This is a genomic window from Limnohabitans sp. Jir61 (assembly GCF_003063545.1).
Lineage (GTDB): Bacteria > Pseudomonadota > Gammaproteobacteria > Burkholderiales > Burkholderiaceae_C > Limnohabitans.
Genome location: NZ_NESD01000002.1, coordinates 499428 through 517158, shown reverse-complemented (window position 1 = coordinate 517158; position 17731 = coordinate 499428). Strand labels below are relative to the sequence as shown.

General features: G+C 54.5%; 20 protein-coding genes. 9 read left to right on the top strand and 11 right to left on the bottom strand.

All coding sequences use genetic code 11. The features are described from left to right. Position 1 precedes the first annotated feature (1 nt). Genes gspK through gspG form a run of 5 tightly spaced genes read right to left on the bottom strand, consistent with a single transcriptional unit; the run spans position 2 to position 2895 of the window. Positions 2–952 carry a type II secretion system minor pseudopilin GspK gene (gene gspK, locus B9Z35_RS08825; protein ID WP_108283312.1) on the bottom strand — a complete coding sequence of 317 codons (951 nt, stop codon included), beginning with the start codon at positions 950–952 and terminating at the stop codon, positions 2–4. After that, positions 949–1602 (bottom strand): type II secretion system protein J, encoded by a 654-nt coding sequence (locus B9Z35_RS08820; protein ID WP_108283311.1) that lies wholly within the window; start codon positions 1600–1602, stop codon positions 949–951. The genes gspK and B9Z35_RS08820 overlap by 4 nt, the downstream gene beginning before the upstream one ends. Beyond that, the gene (gene gspI / locus B9Z35_RS08815) at positions 1602–1955 is read right to left on the bottom strand and encodes a type II secretion system minor pseudopilin GspI (RefSeq protein ID WP_108283310.1); all 354 of its coding nucleotides are present in this window, start codon (positions 1953–1955) and stop codon (positions 1602–1604) included. Before gspI ends, B9Z35_RS08820 begins: the two co-directional genes overlap by 1 nt. Continuing rightward, positions 1952–2434 (bottom strand): prepilin-type N-terminal cleavage/methylation domain-containing protein, encoded by a 483-nt coding sequence (locus B9Z35_RS08810; RefSeq protein ID WP_108283309.1) that lies wholly within the window; start codon positions 2432–2434, stop codon positions 1952–1954. The genes gspI and B9Z35_RS08810 overlap by 4 nt, the downstream gene beginning before the upstream one ends. 20 nt (positions 2435–2454) lie before the next feature. After that, positions 2455–2895 (bottom strand): type II secretion system major pseudopilin GspG, encoded by a 441-nt coding sequence (gene gspG, locus B9Z35_RS08805; RefSeq protein ID WP_108283308.1) that lies wholly within the window; start codon positions 2893–2895, stop codon positions 2455–2457. 27 nt (positions 2896–2922) lie between these two features. Here gspG and B9Z35_RS08800 point away from each other — a divergent pair, with 27 nt between their 5' ends. Next, positions 2923–3411, top strand: a complete 489-nt coding sequence (locus B9Z35_RS08800) for a general secretion pathway protein C (RefSeq protein ID WP_233246522.1) — start codon at positions 2923–2925, stop codon at positions 3409–3411. A gap of 76 nt (positions 3412–3487) precedes the next feature. On the opposite strand, the gene ilvA is transcribed toward B9Z35_RS08800, so the two are convergent. Beyond that, entirely contained in the window at positions 3488–5077 is a 1590-nt protein-coding gene (gene ilvA / locus B9Z35_RS08795) for a threonine ammonia-lyase, biosynthetic (protein ID WP_108283306.1), read from the bottom strand. A 166-nt stretch (positions 5078–5243) separates the two neighbouring features. Between ilvA and B9Z35_RS08790 the strand changes: the two genes are divergently transcribed. Then, entirely contained in the window at positions 5244–5693 is a 450-nt protein-coding gene (locus tag B9Z35_RS08790; RefSeq protein ID WP_108283529.1) for an OsmC family protein, read from the top strand. A 17-nt stretch (positions 5694–5710) separates the two neighbouring features. Here the strand turns inward: B9Z35_RS08790 and coq7 are convergent, their stop codons facing one another. After that, on the bottom strand, positions 5711–6340 hold the full coding sequence (gene coq7 / locus B9Z35_RS08785; protein WP_108283528.1) for a 2-polyprenyl-3-methyl-6-methoxy-1,4-benzoquinone monooxygenase: 630 nt from the start codon (positions 6338–6340) through the stop codon (positions 5711–5713). Positions 6341–6601: 261 nt separating this feature from the next. Between coq7 and B9Z35_RS08780 the strand changes: the two genes are divergently transcribed. The 3 genes from B9Z35_RS08780 to B9Z35_RS08770 all read left to right on the top strand — a co-directional run bounded on the left by B9Z35_RS08780 (position 6602) and on the right by B9Z35_RS08770 (position 9436). Continuing rightward, positions 6602–7828 (top strand): porin, encoded by a 1227-nt coding sequence (locus B9Z35_RS08780; RefSeq protein ID WP_146178981.1) that lies wholly within the window; start codon positions 6602–6604, stop codon positions 7826–7828. A 111-nt stretch (positions 7829–7939) separates the two neighbouring features. Then, positions 7940–8644 (top strand): OmpW family protein, encoded by a 705-nt coding sequence (locus B9Z35_RS08775; protein WP_108283304.1) that lies wholly within the window; start codon positions 7940–7942, stop codon positions 8642–8644. 207 nt (positions 8645–8851) lie between these two features. Continuing rightward, positions 8852–9436, top strand: a complete 585-nt coding sequence (locus B9Z35_RS08770; RefSeq protein WP_108283303.1) for an OmpW family protein — start codon at positions 8852–8854, stop codon at positions 9434–9436. Between the two features lie 115 nt (positions 9437–9551). Here B9Z35_RS08770 and B9Z35_RS08765 read toward each other — a convergent pair whose 3' ends face one another. From B9Z35_RS08765 to bioA, 4 genes are read right to left on the bottom strand one after another with little or no spacing between them, the layout of a single operon-like run. Beyond that, the gene (locus B9Z35_RS08765; RefSeq protein ID WP_108283302.1) at positions 9552–10538 is read right to left on the bottom strand and encodes a tripartite tricarboxylate transporter substrate binding protein; all 987 of its coding nucleotides are present in this window, start codon (positions 10536–10538) and stop codon (positions 9552–9554) included. Then, on the bottom strand, positions 10531–11238 hold the full coding sequence (bioD, locus tag B9Z35_RS08760) for a dethiobiotin synthase (protein WP_108283301.1): 708 nt from the start codon (positions 11236–11238) through the stop codon (positions 10531–10533). Before bioD ends, B9Z35_RS08765 begins: the two co-directional genes overlap by 8 nt. Next, complete coding sequence (bioF, locus tag B9Z35_RS08755; RefSeq protein WP_108283300.1) at positions 11235–12428, bottom strand: 8-amino-7-oxononanoate synthase; 1194 nt, start codon at positions 12426–12428, stop codon at positions 11235–11237. Before bioF ends, bioD begins: the two co-directional genes overlap by 4 nt. Further along, on the bottom strand, positions 12425–13765 hold the full coding sequence (gene bioA, locus B9Z35_RS08750) for an adenosylmethionine--8-amino-7-oxononanoate transaminase (RefSeq protein ID WP_255416684.1): 1341 nt from the start codon (positions 13763–13765) through the stop codon (positions 12425–12427). Before bioA ends, bioF begins: the two co-directional genes overlap by 4 nt. Positions 13766–13892: 127 nt before the next feature. On the opposite strand from bioA, the gene bioB reads away from it, so the two are divergent. The 4 genes from bioB to B9Z35_RS08730 all read left to right on the top strand — a co-directional run bounded on the left by bioB (position 13893) and on the right by B9Z35_RS08730 (position 17723). Then, positions 13893–14894 (top strand): biotin synthase BioB, encoded by a 1002-nt coding sequence (bioB, locus tag B9Z35_RS08745; RefSeq protein WP_108283298.1) that lies wholly within the window; start codon positions 13893–13895, stop codon positions 14892–14894. A 144-nt stretch (positions 14895–15038) separates the two neighbouring features. After that, on the top strand, positions 15039–16010 hold the full coding sequence (locus B9Z35_RS08740) for a tripartite tricarboxylate transporter substrate binding protein (protein ID WP_108283297.1): 972 nt from the start codon (positions 15039–15041) through the stop codon (positions 16008–16010). A gap of 10 nt (positions 16011–16020) precedes the next feature. Next, positions 16021–16725, top strand: coding sequence for a class II aldolase/adducin family protein (locus B9Z35_RS08735; protein ID WP_108283296.1), 705 nt, complete (start codon positions 16021–16023; stop codon positions 16723–16725). Positions 16726–16823: 98 nt separating this feature from the next. After that, positions 16824–17723, top strand: a complete 900-nt coding sequence (locus B9Z35_RS08730; RefSeq protein WP_108283527.1) for an amino acid ABC transporter substrate-binding protein — start codon at positions 16824–16826, stop codon at positions 17721–17723. The last annotated feature ends 8 nt before the right edge of the window (positions 17724–17731 follow it).

The window sequence follows — 17731 nt, the reverse complement described above, 5'->3', positions numbered from 1 at the left end:
CTCATTGTAGAGAGCCTGAATCGCGCCAAAGCACCTTCAAATCCTGCCCGTCGCGTACCACCAAAGACCGCTCTTGCAGGGTGGTTTGTGGCATGCGCAAGCGTCCCAAGACTTCAAAATATTGCGTGCTCACGCTGTGACTACCATCTAGGTTAATGGGGCGGCCCAAGGCCTTTTGAAACGCGTCCACCGTGCCCCAGTGTTGACGCTCGCGCTGTTGAATCAAACGTTTGGCATCTGACAGGCCAAGTCCTGGCACGCTGGCATACAGCACTTGCAAGCTGGCCGTGTTGAGGTTCACGGGTGTTCGCATCGGCAGGAGTGTGATGTGAGGGCTGAGCATTTGCAGCGTTTGTGGAGACACGCCAAACCAGCTGAGTTGTTCCACACGTTTGGGCATGAGCGGCGAACTGCTGTTGTACTTTTGTGCGTTCAGCAGACCTTGGGTCAGTAAGTTGAGTTGTGCAGGAGCTACGCCCAAGGTGTCAAACAAGCGCTCAAAGGCAATGACTGTTTTTCCATCGAGTTGTTCGCCTTGCAACAGATTGGCCACGTTGAGACGGCCTTGTAAATCATTGATCTGACCTGAAAGCAGAACTTGTTGGGTGAACTTTTCTTCTTCAGCGCTGCTACCCGTGCCATCGGGCAGAGCCGCTAAAAAGCTAGACAAACGAGCCTCTTGCAGTGGCACGGCCCAAGGCTCAGCAAGGTGGTCAGTGGGTGCATTGGCATCGCCCGCGCGCGTATCTTCACGCAAGATGACACGTGCCCAGTCCAATGCGCCGGTCAACAGCCAGCGCGCTTGTGTGCGTTGACGTTCTGCACTTTCAACCTCAATAGATTTCCATTGCTGCCAAAGTGCACCTGCCGCAAACGTCGCCACCAAAGCCACGGTGAGCATGGCGGCCAGCAGGGCTGCGCCGCGTTGTTGAGAGTAGGCTGCGCGCTTCATGTTTTGGTGTTGCTGAAGTTGGAACGCACCCAGTCGAGGGTAATGCGTCCGCGCATGCCGGTGCTGGCGGGGAGGTCAATTTGCAGGCGTATGGCGTCGGGTAACGCGCTTTGGCCAGTCGTATTGCTGCTGCTCGACAAAGGGTTGGTCCATGCATTGCCACGGAAGTAGGTCAGTTGCCATGCCTCCAGCGGGATCAGGCTGGTTTCAAATGCGGCGTCATCGCTGCTGGGGTTTTGGCCCCAGCGTTCGGCTTGTGCCCAAGCTTGTTGTAACGCTGCACGCGTTTGCGTTGGGGGCGATTGCCAACGCAGCCATTGGTCACCGCGCAGCGTCCATGCCACCACCCACATGCCAGCGTCTGAGCCGTCGGCACGCCACGCGGTGGCGTGGCGAGTAAGGCGCAATGTGCGGCCATCCCATTGCACGCCAACCTCCGCAATATTGGGTACAGGTTGCACGGCATTCAGATCGGCCTGCCATTGAGCGAGCACGGTTTGCAACACGGCAGTTTTGTCGACCTGCGCTTGTGTGATGTCGCGGCTGCGCATGAGGCTGTCAAGCCCACGCCAGCTCAAACCTGCCAGCACCGCCATGAGGGTGATGGCGATGAGCAACTCGATGAGCGTGAAGCCGCGTTGCTTGTGCATCAGTAACGCCCCAGCACGGTGGTGATGTTGAGTACGGGCGTGGCCGCATCAAACACTTGCGCGTCTACGCGTCGAAACGCGGGGTTGGGCGTGCTGCGCACGGTCAACGCCAATTCAAAGTTGCGCTCAGCTTGGGGGCAGGGTACGCGCGAGTCGCCAACGCTCGGTAGCTGTTGGGAGAGGCGCAGTTGGTTCAAGGCGTTGTCGGCGCAAATTTGCGCGAGCAGCACATCGGCTTGGCGTTGCGCGTTGCGCGTGAGCGCGCCGCTGACCTTGAGCCCACTCATCAAGGCGATGGCCACGATGGCGAGCGCCACCAAGACCTCAATCAGTGTGAAACCGCGCTGTTTCATGGCAACACTTGAAAAGGTTTGAGCCCGTCTGTGCCAATGGTCAGGGACGGTGCGGGCTTCGTGTTGCTGGCCGTCGCCATGCTCAGTGTGATCCGTGTAGGAGCCAACATGGGTTCGGGACCGAGCACCACCAAATTGGCTGGGGTTGCATTGTTTGCGGACGGAGTGGTTGTGTTGACGGTGGCTTGTGTGCCTGTCGTTGACCAAGTTTCGGTTCGCGCTGCAATGGGGCTGTTTGGGTTGCCAGAGGCTGGCCGAATGACAAAGCCTTCAGGCGTAGCTTGCCAAAGCAAAGCGACGCCACTGGTGCGCGATTGCGCTCGGGCGGCTTCGAGTATGGCCACCAACCGTTGTGCTTCTTGCTCTAGTTGAGTTTGGCTGCTGTTTCGCAGTGACAAACTCACACCGGCCATAGCGAAGCCAATGATGGCCAGCACCACCAACAGCTCCAACAAGGTGAGGCCGCGCTGGCGCTGCATGGCTGGTAATGTCGCGTGTTTTATTGCCAGCTGCCGAGGTCGGCGTTTTTGCCTTCGCCGCCGGGTTGGCCGTCAGCGCCGAGTGACAGCACATCCACTTCACCCTTCACGCCGGGGTTCATGTATTGGTAGGGACGGCCCCATGGGTCGTTCGGCAGCTTGTCGATGTAGGGCTTCCAGTTGAGAGGCGTGGGGCCAGCCGTGGGCTTGACCACCAAAGCGTTCAGGCCTTGCTCGGCGGTGGGGTAGTTTTGGTTGTCCAAGCGGTAGAGCTTGAGCGCGTTCATCAGGTTTCCCACGTCGGTTTTGGCGGCGGTCACACGTGCATCGTCCGCACGGTTGAGCACGTTGGGTACCACGAGTGCAGCGAGCACGCCAATAATGGCGAGCACCACCATCAGTTCAATCAGCGTGAAGCCACGTTGGCGTTTGGCTTTTGGGGCGGTTTGTTGGGCTTGCATATCTGGCATTTCAAAAATTTTTTATCAATGATCAATCATAATCCGCTGATGCTTCGACATAGACCTTCATTTGCCACTGCTCTTAGCGCTTCGTCGCGCTTGATGTTGCCTGCTGCATCCTTGCTGGTTTGGGGCGCTGTCGCGTTCAGTGCGGTCACCTGGGGTTTGCGTTGGTCGGCCACAGGCGCTGCGCCCGGCAATGCAACCGCTGTCGCGCAGTCATCGCCAGAGATCGATGTGTCTGCCGCCGCCCGCACCCTAGGCGCTGCGCCAGTGCAAACTGCGGCTGCGCCCACATTGGCCAGCCGTTTTCAATTGCAAGGTGTGATGGCTGGCGGGCCTGATGCTGGTGCCGCCCTCATCGTGGTGGATGGCAAACCCGCCAAACCCTACCGTGTGGGCGCTATGGTGGCCGATGGTTTGGTGCTGCAATCAGCCGAAGGTCGTCGCGTGAACCTTGGTGTGGCGATGGATGGCCCGCAAACTTTGGTGTTGGAATTGCCAGCCAAAAAATAAGCAGCCTCCTAAGTTGGCTGAATGGCATTAAAAAAGGGTAGCTAAGCTACCCTTTTTTCGTTTTCGTCTGAGCGTTTCAGCGCTGCAAGAACAAGCGATACGCTGGGTTTTGCGTTTCTTCCACATACGGATAACCCAAACCATCCAAGAAAGCGGTGAACGCTTTGTTGTCGGCCTTTGGCACTTGCAAGCCCATCAAGATGCGGCCGTAGTCCGCGCCTTGGTTGCGGTAGTGGAACAGGCTGATGTTCCAGCCCGGGCGCATGGCCAGCAAGAACTTCATCAACGCACCTGGGCGCTCTGGAAACTCAAAACGCAAGATGCGTTCTTCGTGTGCCAATGACGAATGCCCACCCACCATGTGGCGGATGTGCTCTTTGGCCAGCTCGTCGTGTGTGAGGTCAATCGAATCGAAACCACTCTTGGTGAAGTGGCTCGCAATCTTGCTGCTTTCGCCTTTGACGCCCGTGGTCAAACCCACAAACACGTGGGCCTTGGCTTGGTCGCTCATGCGGTAATTGAACTCGGTGACGTTGCGGGGCGACTTGCTGCCGCCAAAACTGGGCAGCTTGCCAATCAGCTCGCAAAAGCGGCGCAGGCTGCCGGGCTGCTCGGGGATGGTCACGGCAAACAAAGCTTCGCGTTCTTCACCCACCTCGGCACGTTCAGCCACAAAGCGCAAGCGATCGAAGTTCATGTTCGCGCCGCACAAAATGGCGGCGTAGGTTTCGCCCTTGGTTTTGTGCTCGGCCACGTATTGCTTGATCGCGGCTACAGCCAATGCGCCTGCGGGTTCAACGATGCTGCGGGTGTCCACAAACACGTCTTTGATGGCGGCGCACACAGCATCCGTATCCACCGTGATGAAGCTATCGACTAAGTTTTTAGACACGCGGTAGGTCTCTTCGCCCACCAGCTTCACCGCTGTGCCATCGGAGAACAAGCCCACGTCGTTGAGCGTGATGCGTTTGCCTTTTTGCACCGATTGCATCATGGCCGACGAGTCGTCCATTTGCACGCCAATCACTTTGATCTCGGGGCGCACGGCCTTGATGTAGTTGGCCACGCCGCTGATCAGGCCGCCGCCGCCAATCGCCACAAACACTGCGTCGAGTTGGTGCAAGTTCAAGCCTTGCAACTGGCGCAGCATTTCCATGGCAATCGTGCCTTGGCCAGCAATGACATCGGGGTCATCAAACGGGTGCACAAACGTCATGCCGTTTTTCTTTTCGAGCGTGAGGGCGTGGGTGTAGGCGTCTGAATAGCTGTCGCCCGCCAACACCACCTCGCCGCCCAAAGCCTTGACGGCTTCAATCTTCACGCTGGGCGTGGTGGTGGGCATGACGATGATGGCTTTGGTGCCTAGGCGTTTGGCACCCAGTGCCACGCCTTGGGCGTGGTTACCGGCAGAGGCGCAAATGACGCCTTTTTTCAGCTGGGCTGGCGTGAGGTGCGCCATCTTGTTGTACGCACCGCGCAGCTTGAAGCTGTGCACGGGCTGCTGGTCTTCGCGCTTCAAGAGCACGGTGTTGTGAATGCGGCGGCTCAGGTTCTTGGCCACCTCCAGCGCAGATTCAACGGCCACGTCGTACACGCGGGCGGTCAAGATTTTTTTCAGGTAATCGGCGGGCTGCAGGGCGCGCGCTTTGGGGGTGCGGGTAGACATGGGGTGATTGTCTCTTATGCGAAATGGCGAAAAAAAACCCCAAGTTTTGCAACTTGGGGCTGAATCCACTTTTGAGGGTGGAGGAGACAAGCCCCTAGTGTATGCAATTTTTGTTGCGGCGCAACATTTCGCAGACAATTGCACTAGAAATTATTTGGAGATCAACATGGAATGCACCGTCAGCTGGACTGGTAACTCTGGCACCCGCTCAGGCATGGGCTTTATTGCAGAAACAGGCAGCGGCCATGTGGTGGCGATGGACGGCGCACCCGATGCCGCCAAGCCCGAGAACGGCGGTCAAAACTTAGCGCCACGTCCGATGGAGTTGCTATTGGCAGGAACCGGCGGCTGCACCGCGTATGACGTGGTGCTCATCTTGAAGCGCGGCCGTCACAACGTGCAAGGCTGCAGCGTGAAGATCGTCAGCGAACGCGCCACCGAAGACCCCAAGGTGTTCACCAAGATCAATATGCATTTCACCGTGACGGGCCAAGGCGTGCCAGCCAGCGCGGTAGAGCGTGCCATTGCCATGAGTCATGACAAATACTGCTCGGCGAGCATCATGCTGGGCAAAACTGCTGAAATCACCACCAGCTTTGAGTTGGTCGAGGCTTAACAGACTTAAAGCAAGGTTTAGATGCGGTGCGCCACGGTGGTCATGACCTTGGCGGCTACTTGCATCATGGCCTTGAAGGGCGCAGGCAGCTCAGCCGCACCCGCAGCCAACGCCTCTTTGGCGTGCTGCGCTTCATCGGTTTTCATTTGAGCCACGATGGCGCGGCTGGGGCCATCGTTTGCGGGCAACAGGCCTAGGTGGCTTTCTAAGTGTGCTTCGACCTGACGCTCGGTCTCCACCACAAAACCTAGGCTCATTCGGTCGCCGCCCAGCTTGGCGGCTGCGTAGCCAATCGCAAACGAGCCTGCGTACCAAAGTGGGTTGAGCAAGCTGGTGCGCCCGCCTAGCTCGTGCAGGCGCTGCTCGCACCAAGCCAAGTGGTCGGTTTCTTCGTTACAGGCCGTGGTCAGGTGCTGGCGCAATGCGTCGTTCTTTGTGGCTAAAGCCTGCGCGGTGTAAAGCGCTTGGGCGCACACCTCACCCACATGGTTCACGCGCATCAGGGCTGCGGCTTCGGCCTTTTGGCTTTCGGTCAGTGGGGCAGGCGTGGGTACCTCGGCCGCCCACATGGGGGTGGGCCGATTGGCGTGGTGGCGGGCAAAGACGGTGCGCAAGGCGCTGTCGGCGGCGGTAAGTAGGGCATCCATGACGTGCAGTTTAAGTTCTCCAGCCCACGGGCCGTGCTGACCTAGGTCAGACTTTGTGTCTTTGTGGAAATCCTCGATTTCTGAGGGTTTGCGATGGGTTTGAGGCATTTGTGTTGCAAGGGTGCAACACAAAACCCCTATTTTTAAGGCTTGTCATAGAACATTGCACAAGCCTCTGTTTCAATACACCCAACTTCCCGAAAACGGAGGTTGGCTTTGGGTAAACCAAAAGCCCCTGTTCAAACCTTGGAGAACCTTGAAATGAAAAAAACCCTCGTTGCTATCGCAGCACTCGCCGCCGCTACTGGCGCAATGGCTCAATCTAGCGTTGAGCTCTATGGCATCATCGACATGGGCTATAACAAAATCGTGTCTGATGGCACAGCTAAAATCACTCAAACTTCTGTTGGCGCTGGTGCTAACTCTGCTAACGGTTCTGGTAACCTGAACGGTTCACGTATCGGTTTCCGCGGCAAGGAAGACCTCGGCAACGGTTTGAATGCAGGTTTCGTGATCGAATACGGCGTTAACTTGACAGGTATTGGTACCGCTAATACCGCTAACGATGCCAACGCTGACGCCCTGACTAAGGAAAGCGCAATCGGTCAAGCTGGCTTGGCTAACGTGCGTCAAGGTTTCTTGAGCTTGTCAAAGAACACTTTGGGTACAGTTAACGTTGGTACACAGTACGCATTGCACGATGCGACATCTGGCGCAGTTGCTGGTTCTTCTGCTACTGGCGGCACCAACAACGTGGTTGGCGCTTCTAACTTGTTGAAGTACGGTTACACAGGCGGTCAACCTCGCTTGGCTAACGCTATCGGTTATGTGTCTCCAACATTTAGCGGTGTAACTCTGCGTGCAATCCGTAACGAAGGTAAGGCAGTTACTGGTGACTCTACAGTTGCGGGTACTTCAAAAACAAACAGCGCCAACTCTTTGGCTGTTGATTACGTGAACGGTCCATTGAAAGCTGGTATCGCTCAAACGAAGTACGAAAGCGTTGGCGCTATCGCAGCAACTGGCGGTCAAACAATGTTGGTTGACGTGTTGGGCGGCGGGAACGACCGCGTTGGCGCAACAGCACTGGCTGCAGGCACATTGATGAACATCACAAACCGCGTTGCTGGTGCTCAATACAATGCTGGATTCGCTAATTTCGGTGTCAACCGTGGTACTTACGAAACCAATGCTTTAGCTTCAACAGCCAAGGACATTAAATCTGGTCAAACCTTGTACTCAGTTGCAGTTCCAGTTGCTGCTGGTGTGAACGTGATGGGCGGTTATGCAACCGGCATGTTGAGCCAAGGTGGTGCAGATGCATACAAGACCTCTGCTTATGACTTGATCGTGGTTAAAGAATTGAGCAAGCGCACAAACGTGTACGCTTTGTATGTCAAGACTAAATACACAGCTCAAGCTACCACTAACAGTGCCGCTGACGCACAACAATACCAATACGGTGTTGGCGTTCGCCACTCTTTCTAATTCCCACGCTAGCGTAAGCTAGTTAAGGATATTAAAAAGACCCAAAGCCCCATCCCTTGCAAAAGTGGTGGGGCTTTTTCAATTTAAAAGATCAATATATTGGAGACAAATATGACATCAATGACAAAAATCGTTTTGGCTTGCGCTGCTTTGGTTGCTGCAACAGGCGCATTTGCACAGAAGGCTGGGGACAACATTGTCGGGCTTGGCTTGGCTTATATTAGCCCACGTGCGGATGTTGGAGCTTTGAGTACTACGGGCAATATGGGTGCTATCTTGCCGGGCACAACTGCCGATGTCGGCGCAAAAGCCACTGTGTCAATTGGCCTGTTGCACATGTACACAGATAATATTGGTGGTGAATTTACACTTGGCATACCTGCCGAGTTCTCACAAACTTTAACCGCCAACGGTACAGGCCATCCCGACGCAGCCAAGATGAAAATCTGGACCCCGACTGCAGTAGCTAAGTATTTTTACGCAACGCCACAAGATAAGTGGCGCCCATACTTGGGTTTTGGTATCTCCCGAGTCTCATTCCACAATGTCTCAACATTAAATGATGGTGGTACTGTGACAATTTTAGGTGGAACATCTGCCAATTTCAGTTCGTCATGGGCTCCTGTCTATAACGCTGGTGCTGTTTACAACATTGATGACAAGTGGAGCATCAATGGCTCTGTGTCCTACATCCCTGTTAAAACAGATGCAACATTTGTTGGAAAAACTTTGGGTCCATACCAAGGCGGAACTACAACAGGTGCAGTGAAACTTAATACAACAGATTACATTATCCGTATCGGTTACCGCTTCTAATTCTCGCGCTGGCTAAGTCAGTTAAGGATTAAAAGTTCAAACCCCACCACTCGAAAGAGTGGTGGGGTTTTCTTATGGATGTTGAGATGTTGACTTGCATCAATAGATGCTGGCAGATGGTTTGATGTGCATCAAGCCTTGGTGTGCGGGGTTGCAGTGAAATCAATAGCACGGGAATAGACCCGAGTCACGCTAAGGAAATACATCATGAAAAAAATTATCGTCGCCGCTGCTGTGGGTATGTTGGTTGCTGGTCAAGTTGCTGCACAAGAGAGCCCATGGTTGGTTCGTGCTCGTGCTGTGAACATGCATATGACAAACAACAACGCGACACCCGTTGCTGGACTTGGCGTACAAAACAAAGCAATTCCTGAAGTGGATATTTCTTATTACTTCAACAAGAACGTGTCTGCAGAGCTGATTTTGACTGTCCCACAACAAATGAAAGTTGTGGCTGCAGCGAGCGACGTGGGCACTTTCAAAGCTTTGCCACCCACACTGACTGCGCAATACCACTTCACAGATTTTTCTGGCTACACACCCTATGTGGGCGCTGGCCTGAATTTCACAAAAATCACGAAAGTCAGCTTGGGTACTTATGGTTTGGATAACCACAGCTACGGCTTTGCATTGCAAGCTGGCGTGGACGTGCCATTGACGAAGCAACTGTCTTTCAACTTCGATGTGAAGAAAGTCCAAATTCAATCAGATGTGTACGCAAGCGGCGCGAAGGCAGGCACGCTCAAACTTGATCCAACATTGGTCGGCGTAGGCGTTGGCTACCGCTTTTAATTCTGATGCTGGCTAAGAGCCAGCTAAGCATTTAAAAGTCAAAAACCTCCATCACATTCATGCGTGATGGAGGTTTTTTCGTATGGATATTCAATGACTGTCGTTGTCGCCTAGGTCACGGTGATTTTCGGGTCATGCCAAGTCGTTCAATGTTGAGTTTTTCAGCCTCATAGGTTTGTACGGCATAGCGTGTGTAATCTTCAGTGCTCATGTAGATCACGGGCTGAGCATATTTGTCGAGTGTCTCTAAGACCTTGGGGTCATCCAAAGTTTTCTTGAAGGCGTCGTGCAGCACTCGAACGATGGTGGGGTCCATGTTCTTGGGGCCGCCAATGCCAAACGGGGACTCGCTGATGGTGTCCCATCCGCACTCTTTGACGGTTGGCACATCGGGTGTGAGCTTGCTTCTGCTGCGGCCCAGTGTGGCCAATACACGCAATTTGCCCTCTTTCACCCAAGGCATGTATTCAGGAATGGCGCACATCAAGCGAATTTGCCCACCCAAGATGGCTTGCATCAACTCGGCAGACCCCTTGTAGGGAATGTGATTGAGCTCGATACCAGCCTTGTTCGCAAACTCTTCCACAGCCAAATGCGGCGTTGTCCCCGTGCCTGTGCTGCCATATTCCAACTTGCCTGGATTGGCCTTGGCATAAGCCACCATGTCGTTGAGTGTTTTGAATGGCACGTCCGCATTGGCAACGATGCCAAAGGTATATCCAGTCAGGCCTACGATGTGGGTTAAATCCTTCACGGGGTTGTAGGGCGTTTTTTGCATGTGCGGCAAACGGTAGACCCCCAGTGGCAACTGGGTCACTGTATAGCCATCAGGCTTGGCGCTGAGCATGGCCGTGGCCCCCAATGTGCCGCCTGCGCCCGGTTTGTTATCGATGATCACTTGCACACCCAGGGCGCGGCTTGCACTTTCTGCAAAGGCGCGCATCACCGCGTCGCTGCCGCCACCTGGCGGCCAAGGCGCAATCAGGGTGATGCTTTTGTTAGGAAATTTATCGTTGGTGCTGGCAAATACGGTAGTCGAAACGGCACTGGCCAATGTGCAGCCCATGCCTTGCAATGCGGTGCGTCGATTGAAGTTAGTCATGATGGATAAACCGTGCAGCCTGCACCGCACTTGGGGTTGTCAAACGAGGGATGTGCCCCAGCATAGGTGCTTTGATGCGTTGCGTCAAAGCTTGAATATTGGCATCCACGTGGCTCATGTTGGCATCCACCACATTGGCCACCCAACCCATGAGCGAGAGACCGCGAGCTTGAATGGCTTCTACCGTAAGCAAGGCTTGACTGATGCAGCCCAAGCGCATGCCCACCACCAGCACGACAGGCAGCGCGATTTGCTGGGCCAAGTCTGCGGTGTCAAACGTGTGGGTGAGCGGCACACGAAAACCACCCACGCCTTCCACCACCACGGCATCTGATTGCGCACGCACTTGGTCAAAGCAATGCAAGATGTGCGCAGGGTCAATGGCTGTGTGTTCGAGCTCGGCGGCTATGTGAGGTGCAGCAGGTGTTTGAAACAAATAAGGTGTGGTGATAGCTTGCGGTAACTGCACATGGGCACTGGCTGCCAGCATGTCTGCATCGTCGTTGTGCCATGCACCATCGCGCCATTCAGCGCCGGCTGCAATGGGTTTCATGGCAGCCACGCGTACACCGCGTAGTGCCAAGATGTGCAGCAGTGCAGCCGATACCAAGGTTTTGCCAATTTCCGTGTCCGTGCCTGTGACAAAGCACGAAAACGCACCTGGCGGCAAGCCATGCAGCTGTGGAGATGCCGCGCTCATGCTGGGCCTCCACTGACAAGCGCTTTGACGAGTTGCGCCACATCAGCCGTGGTGTGCGCTGCAGACAGTGTGATGCGCAATCGCGCGGTGCCCACAGGCACCGTAGGCGCACGAATGGCAGTGATCCAAAGGCCTTGTGTTTGCAAGTCGGCTGAGGCTTTGAGCACGTCCGCATTGCTACCAATGATGATGGGCTGAATGGCTGTGCGTGATGGCAACCGTGACCAGCCCTCGGGAATAGGCGCTGTGGAGAACTGCTGAATCAACTCATTCAAGTGTGCGCGACGCGCTTTGCCTTCGTCACCCATGATGATGCGCAGGCTGGTCAGCAGTGCGTGTGCCAATGCAGGCGCTGCTGCCGTGGTGTAGATGTAGGGGCGAGAGCGTTGCACCATCCAATCAATGAAGGTGTCGTGCGCCGCCACAAACGCGCCGCCCACGCCTGCAGCTTTGCCAAGTGTGCCCATGTAGATGAGGTTGGGCGAGCGCAGGTTGAGGTGCTCCAAAATACCGCAGCCTGTGTCACCCAACACGCCAAAGCCATGGGCGTCATCGACCACCAGCCAAGCGCCATGCTGCTCACACAAAGCCAAGAGCTCGCGCACTGGGGCAATGTCGCCGTCCATGCTGAACACACTGTCGGTGACCACCACTTTCGTTTGGCTGGTGCAAGCTTTGAGCTGCTCGTTCAAGGTCTGCGTGTCGCAGTGTGGGTAAAGCTGCACCGCGCTGCGTGAAAGACGAATGCCGTCAATCAACGAGGCATGGTTAAGCGACTCAGAGAACACAGTGATGTCACCCTGTGCACTGTCAGCCAAGGCGCTCAAGATGCCCAGGTTGGCCATATAGCCTGTGCAAAAGTAAAGCGCGCGTGCCGATTCAAGGTGGGGCGAGAGCATGGACGCCAGCTTTTCTTCCAAACGCGCATGCGACTGAAAATGCCCGCTGATGAGGTGCGATGCACCACTGCCAGCGCCATACAACGACGCACCTTCTTTCAACGCTTCCACCACTTTTGGGTGGGCCGCTAAGCCTAGGTAGTCGTTGCTGTTGAACGCCAGCAGGGGTTTGCCATCCACCACCAAATGCGGTTGGCAAGGTGACTCGGCACTGAGGCGCTTGCGACGCAAACCTTGGGCATCAATGTCAGCCAGTTTGGTGGAGAGGTTTTGAAGCAAGGGGTGCGTCATGCGTGCACCACTTTTTCAAACACGGTGTGTAAGCGTGTGGCGAGCAAATCAATCTCGTCGTTGCTCAAAATGTAGGGTGGCATCAGATACACCGTGCGACCAATCGGACGAATCAGCAGTTCGTGCTCAAGTGCGGTGGCAAAGAAACGCCGTGAAAAAGTGGCTGCTTTTGCGGCATCAGCCACTTGTGCATCAAAAGCCCAAATCATGCCCTGTTGGCGGAAGTTCTTCACGTGACTGTGCTGCCTCAACGGCTCAAGTGCGGCCGTCATACGCTGGGCGCGCACTTGGTTTTGTGCAAGCACGTCGTCTTCTTCAAATATCGCCAAGGTTGCCAGCGCAGCTCTGCATGCCAGTGGGTTGCCTGTGTATGAATGCGAATGCAAGAAGCCACGGGCTACGCTGTCGCTGTAAAAGGTTTGGTAAATGCTGTCGCGCGTCATCACCAACGACAAAGGCAAATAGCCACCGCTGATGCCTTTAGACAAACACACAAAGTCAGGCCAAATGTGTGCTTGCTCACACGCAAAGAATGTGCCGGTGCGACCGCAACCCACCGCAATTTCATCCGCAATCATGTGCACCTTGTATTGGTCGCACAGTTGGCGAACCAGTTGTAAATACAAAGCGCTGTGCATGGCCATGCCGCTGGCACATTGCACCAATGGCTCAACGATGACGGCGCTGATGTGGTCAGCGCGCTCTTGCAGCAACAGCTCTAACTCGTGGGCAGCGCGACGGGCTTGGTCGTCGTCGGTTTCGCCGTCTAAGGCCAAACGCGCATCGGGTGACATGAGGCAGTGCGTGGGTTTGAGCAGTGCGTCATAGGCATCACGAAAAATTGCTACATCGGTGACAGCCAATGCGCCTATGGTTTCGCCGTGGTAACCACCTTTGAGGCACACAAACTCTTGCTTGGCAGGCAACCCAAGGTTGCGCCAAGAGTGAAAACTCATCTTCAGCGCAATCTCTACCGCTGATGCGCCGTCTGACGCATAAAAGCAGTGGCCCAACACACCCTCCGTCAAGGCAGACAGTTTTTCTGACAACGCCACCACGGGTTCATGCGTGAAGCCCGCCAACATGGCGTGTTCTAGGGTATCGAGCTGGTCTTTGAGGGCGGCATTGATGCGTGGGTTGGCATGACCAAACAAATTGACCCACCACGAGCTCACGGCGTCTAAGTAGCGTCGGTTGTCGCCGTCATACAGCCATACCCCTTGGCCACGTTTGACGGCCACCAATGGCACGGTCTCGTGGTGCTGCATTTGGGTGCAGGGGTGCCACACGCTTTGTAGGCTGCGCTGCACCAGCTGAGAGGAATGGGTGTTTTGCAAAAAAACCTCACATCTAAATAAAGGGCTTTTCGCCACGAAAGGCACATTATCCCAGTCCATTCCTACGTCAGCCTTAGGTTGGCTTTTGTTGCTATATTTAGTGGATATCTTTTTAGAAGTTTTCTGTATGCAATCTACTTTGCAAAATGAACAGCCTGTTCATTTCGTTAAACCTGTGCAAGCCCCTGCAGTTGTTGACCACGCGTGGTCTTTGGCCGCTGTGGAAGAGCTGTTCAACCTGCCTTTCAACGACTTGATGTTCAAAGCGCAGCAAGTTCATCGTGAGAACTTTAATCCTAATGAAGTTCAGCTCTCAACCTTGTTGTCCATCAAAACGGGTGGTTGCTCAGAGGACTGTGGCTATTGCCCACAAGCCTCACGTTACGACACCGGCGTGGAAGCTACCAAGTTGCTCGACGTTGAAACCGTCAAAGCTGCAGCCACAGAAGCTAAGAAAAACGGCGCAACCCGTTTTTGCATGGGCGCTGCATGGCGTGAACCCAAAGACCGCGACATTGAAAAAGTGGCTGAGCTGATCCGCACGGTCAAGGACCTTAATTTAGAAGCTTGCTGCACTTTGGGTATGTTGACGGCTCAGCATGCCCATGCGCTCAAAGACGCGGGCTTGGACTACTACAACCACAACCTCGACACTGCGCCCGAGACCTACGGCAACATCATCACCACCCGCGTGTACCAAGACCGTTTGGACACGCTTGACAACGTGCGCTCAGCAGGCATGAACGTGTGCAGTGGTGGCATCGTGGGTATGGGCGAGTCACGCGCTCAACGCGCGGCGTTGGTGCACCAGTTGGCTAACCTCAATCCTTATCCTGACTCAGTGCCCATCAACAACTTGGTGCAAGTCGAAGGCACTCCTTTGCACGGCACTGAAAGTTTGGACTTGTTGGAGTTTGTTCGCACCATCGCGGTGGCGCGCATCACCATGCCTAAAGCCCGTGTGCGTTTGTCTGCTGGCCGCCAAGAGATGGGTGAAGCCATTCAAACTCTTTGCTTCATGGCAGGGGCTAATTCCATCTTCTATGGTGACAAGCTCCTCACCACGGGTAACCCTGACTGGGAACGCGACCAAGCGCTTTTGGGTAAGTTGGGAATGAAGACCAATTGAGTTGAAAGTCTCTCAAGTGACGCCATCTTGATCCCCATCAGATGGCAAGGCTTTGAAACTCAATAAGAATGGTGCTCTGTTTCACAGAGCGCCATTTTTTTGCGCCTCGCGCGTGGATAAAAATTGTTCAGCCAAGGAGTCCAAATGAAGAAGCTTTTACTCGCAACCGTTGTTGCCGTCTCCGCGGGATTGTTCGCTTTGGGCAATTGCTTTGCACAAACTTTTCCCAACAAGCCCATTCAAATCATCGTACCTGTAGCAGCAGGTGGTGGCACTGACTTGTTGGCCCGAACCTTGGGGCAAAAAGTGAGTGAATTGCTGGGGCAACCCGTGGTGATTGAAAACAAACTCGGTGCTGGCGGCAACATCGGCGTAGAAATGGTGGCCAAGGCCAAGCCTGACGGTTACACCTTGATTCTTTCGCCTGGCACCATCGCCACCAATGTTGCGGTGTACCGCAAGTTGCCATATGACTTGTTGAAAGACCTACAAACCATCACCTTGGTGGGGCAAACAGGTTCGGTGCTGGTGGTGCATCCATCCGTGAAAGCCACCAACTTGCGCGAGTTTGTTGAATTGGCGAAAGCCATCCCAGGCGAGTTGAATTTCGGCACAGCGGGTATGGGGAGCCCGCAGCATTTGCATGCTGAATTTTTTAACCAACTAGCAGGCACGAAGACCAATCACATTCCGTACAAAGGTCAATCGCAAGCGATGACCGATTTGGTTGGTGGTCAATTGGCTTATATGTTTAGCCCTATTCAAAACGCGCTGCCGTATATCCAACAAGGACGCATCCGTGCGCTGGCAGTGGCTGCTTCTACGCGTAACCCCGTGTTGCCCAATGTGCCTTCGCTGGCTGAAGGTGGTTATAAAGGCGTGGACTTGGCCAACTGGTTTGCATTGTTTGCCCCAGCAGGTACGCCGCCTGCAATTGTGAAAAAACTCAATGCTGCATTTGTGCAAGTGGGTAAAAGCCCAGAGATGAAAGCCAAGTTTGAAAAACTTGGGTTTGAACCTTTCTTCACCACCTCAGAAGAGGGAACCGACTTCATGCGTGCCGAGCTGGTGCGATGGGCACGCGTGGCAGCCTATGCCGGCATCAAAGCAGAATAATGAGCACACCATGACAACACAACACTTAGAAGACTTGGCACTGGCCAACCACATATTGGTCAATGAGGGCGTGCTCGATGGCTTTGGCCACATCAGTGTGCGCAACCCAAATAACCCAGAGCGTTTTTTTATCGCGCGTAGCATGGCGCCTGCTTTGGTAGAAGTGGAGGATATGGTCGAGGTCGACCTCGATGGCAACGTGCATGATGCCCAAGGCCGTCGCACCTATGTGGAGCGTTTCATTCACAGCGCCATCTACAAAGCACGCCCAGATGTGATGTCGGTTATTCACAGCCACTCACCAGCAGTGATTCCGTTTGGCGTGACGGGCGCACGCTTACGTCCCATCTGTCACATGAGTGGGTTTTTAGGCGCGGTGACACCGGTCTATGAAATTCGACATAGCGCCGGCGAAAGCACAGATTTACTGATCAGCAATCAAGCTTTGGGCGAGTCGTTGGCCAAGGTGTTGGGTCAATCCAATGTAGCCCTCATGCGTGGACATGGCAGTGTGACCGTGGGTAACTCCATCAAACAAGCCGTTTTCCGTGGGGTCTATACCGAGAGCAATGCCCGTTTGCAAAGCGAAGCTTCGCGTTTGGGCGAAATCACTTTCTTAACGGAAGCTGAAGCCCAAGCCACATCTGACATGAATGATATGCACTTGGACCGGCCTTGGGAAATGTGGAAACGCAACGCCAACAAGGGCCGTTGAGCAATTATTGATAAGTGTTTCTGCTTAGGGCTTTCCCGAGGGTCTCTGTCCCTAGAATGTGGAGTCCCAATTCATTACTTCTTCAACTGGAGCAACTCATGAAAAAGCAGTTCATTACCTTGGCCGTGGCCACCTTGTTGGCTGGCACCGCATTCGCGCAAGCCAATGACACCCTCGCCAAAGTCAAAGCCGCAGGCTCAATCACCATGGGTGTGCGCGACTCTTCTGGCGCTTTGTCTTACACCTTGGGTGACGGCAAGTATGTGGGCTACCACGTTGAGATTTGCCAACGCATCATCGCCAACCTCGAAAAAGCAGCTGGCAAAAAGTTGGAAGTGAAATACACACCCGTGACTTCACAAAACCGCATTCCTTTGGTGGAAAACGGTACTGTGGACATCGAGTGCGGCTCGACCACCAACAACGAAGCTCGCCAAAAGCAAGTGGCCTTCGCATTCACCACCTACGTTGAAGAAGTGCGCATCGCCGTGCATGCCAACTCGGGCATCACAACTATTGCTCAGCTGAACGGCAAGAACGTGGCCACCACCACAGGTACTACCTCTGTGCAACTGTTGCGCAAGAACGAGCGCGCCACTGGCGTTGACTTCAAAGAAGTGTTCGGCAAAGACCACGCAGACAGCTTCTTGCTGCTCGAGTCTGGCCGCGCTGATGCATTCGTGATGGACGGCCAAATCTTGGCTGGCAACATCGCCAACTCTAAAGCTCCCGCCGATTTCAAAATCGTGGGCGAAGTGTTGAACGTCGAGCCCATCGCCATCATGTTCCGCAAGGACGACCCAGCTTTCAAGAAATTGGCTGACGACACCATCGCTGGCTTAGCCAAGTCTGGCGAGCTCGCCAAGCTTTACGACAAGTGGTTCACGCAAGCCATTCCTCCAAAGAACATCAAGCTCGGCATGCCTGCCAGCGATGCCAACAAGGACGCTTGGAAAAACTTGAACGACAAGCCTGTCGAAGCCTACGCCAAGAAGTAATTTAGAAG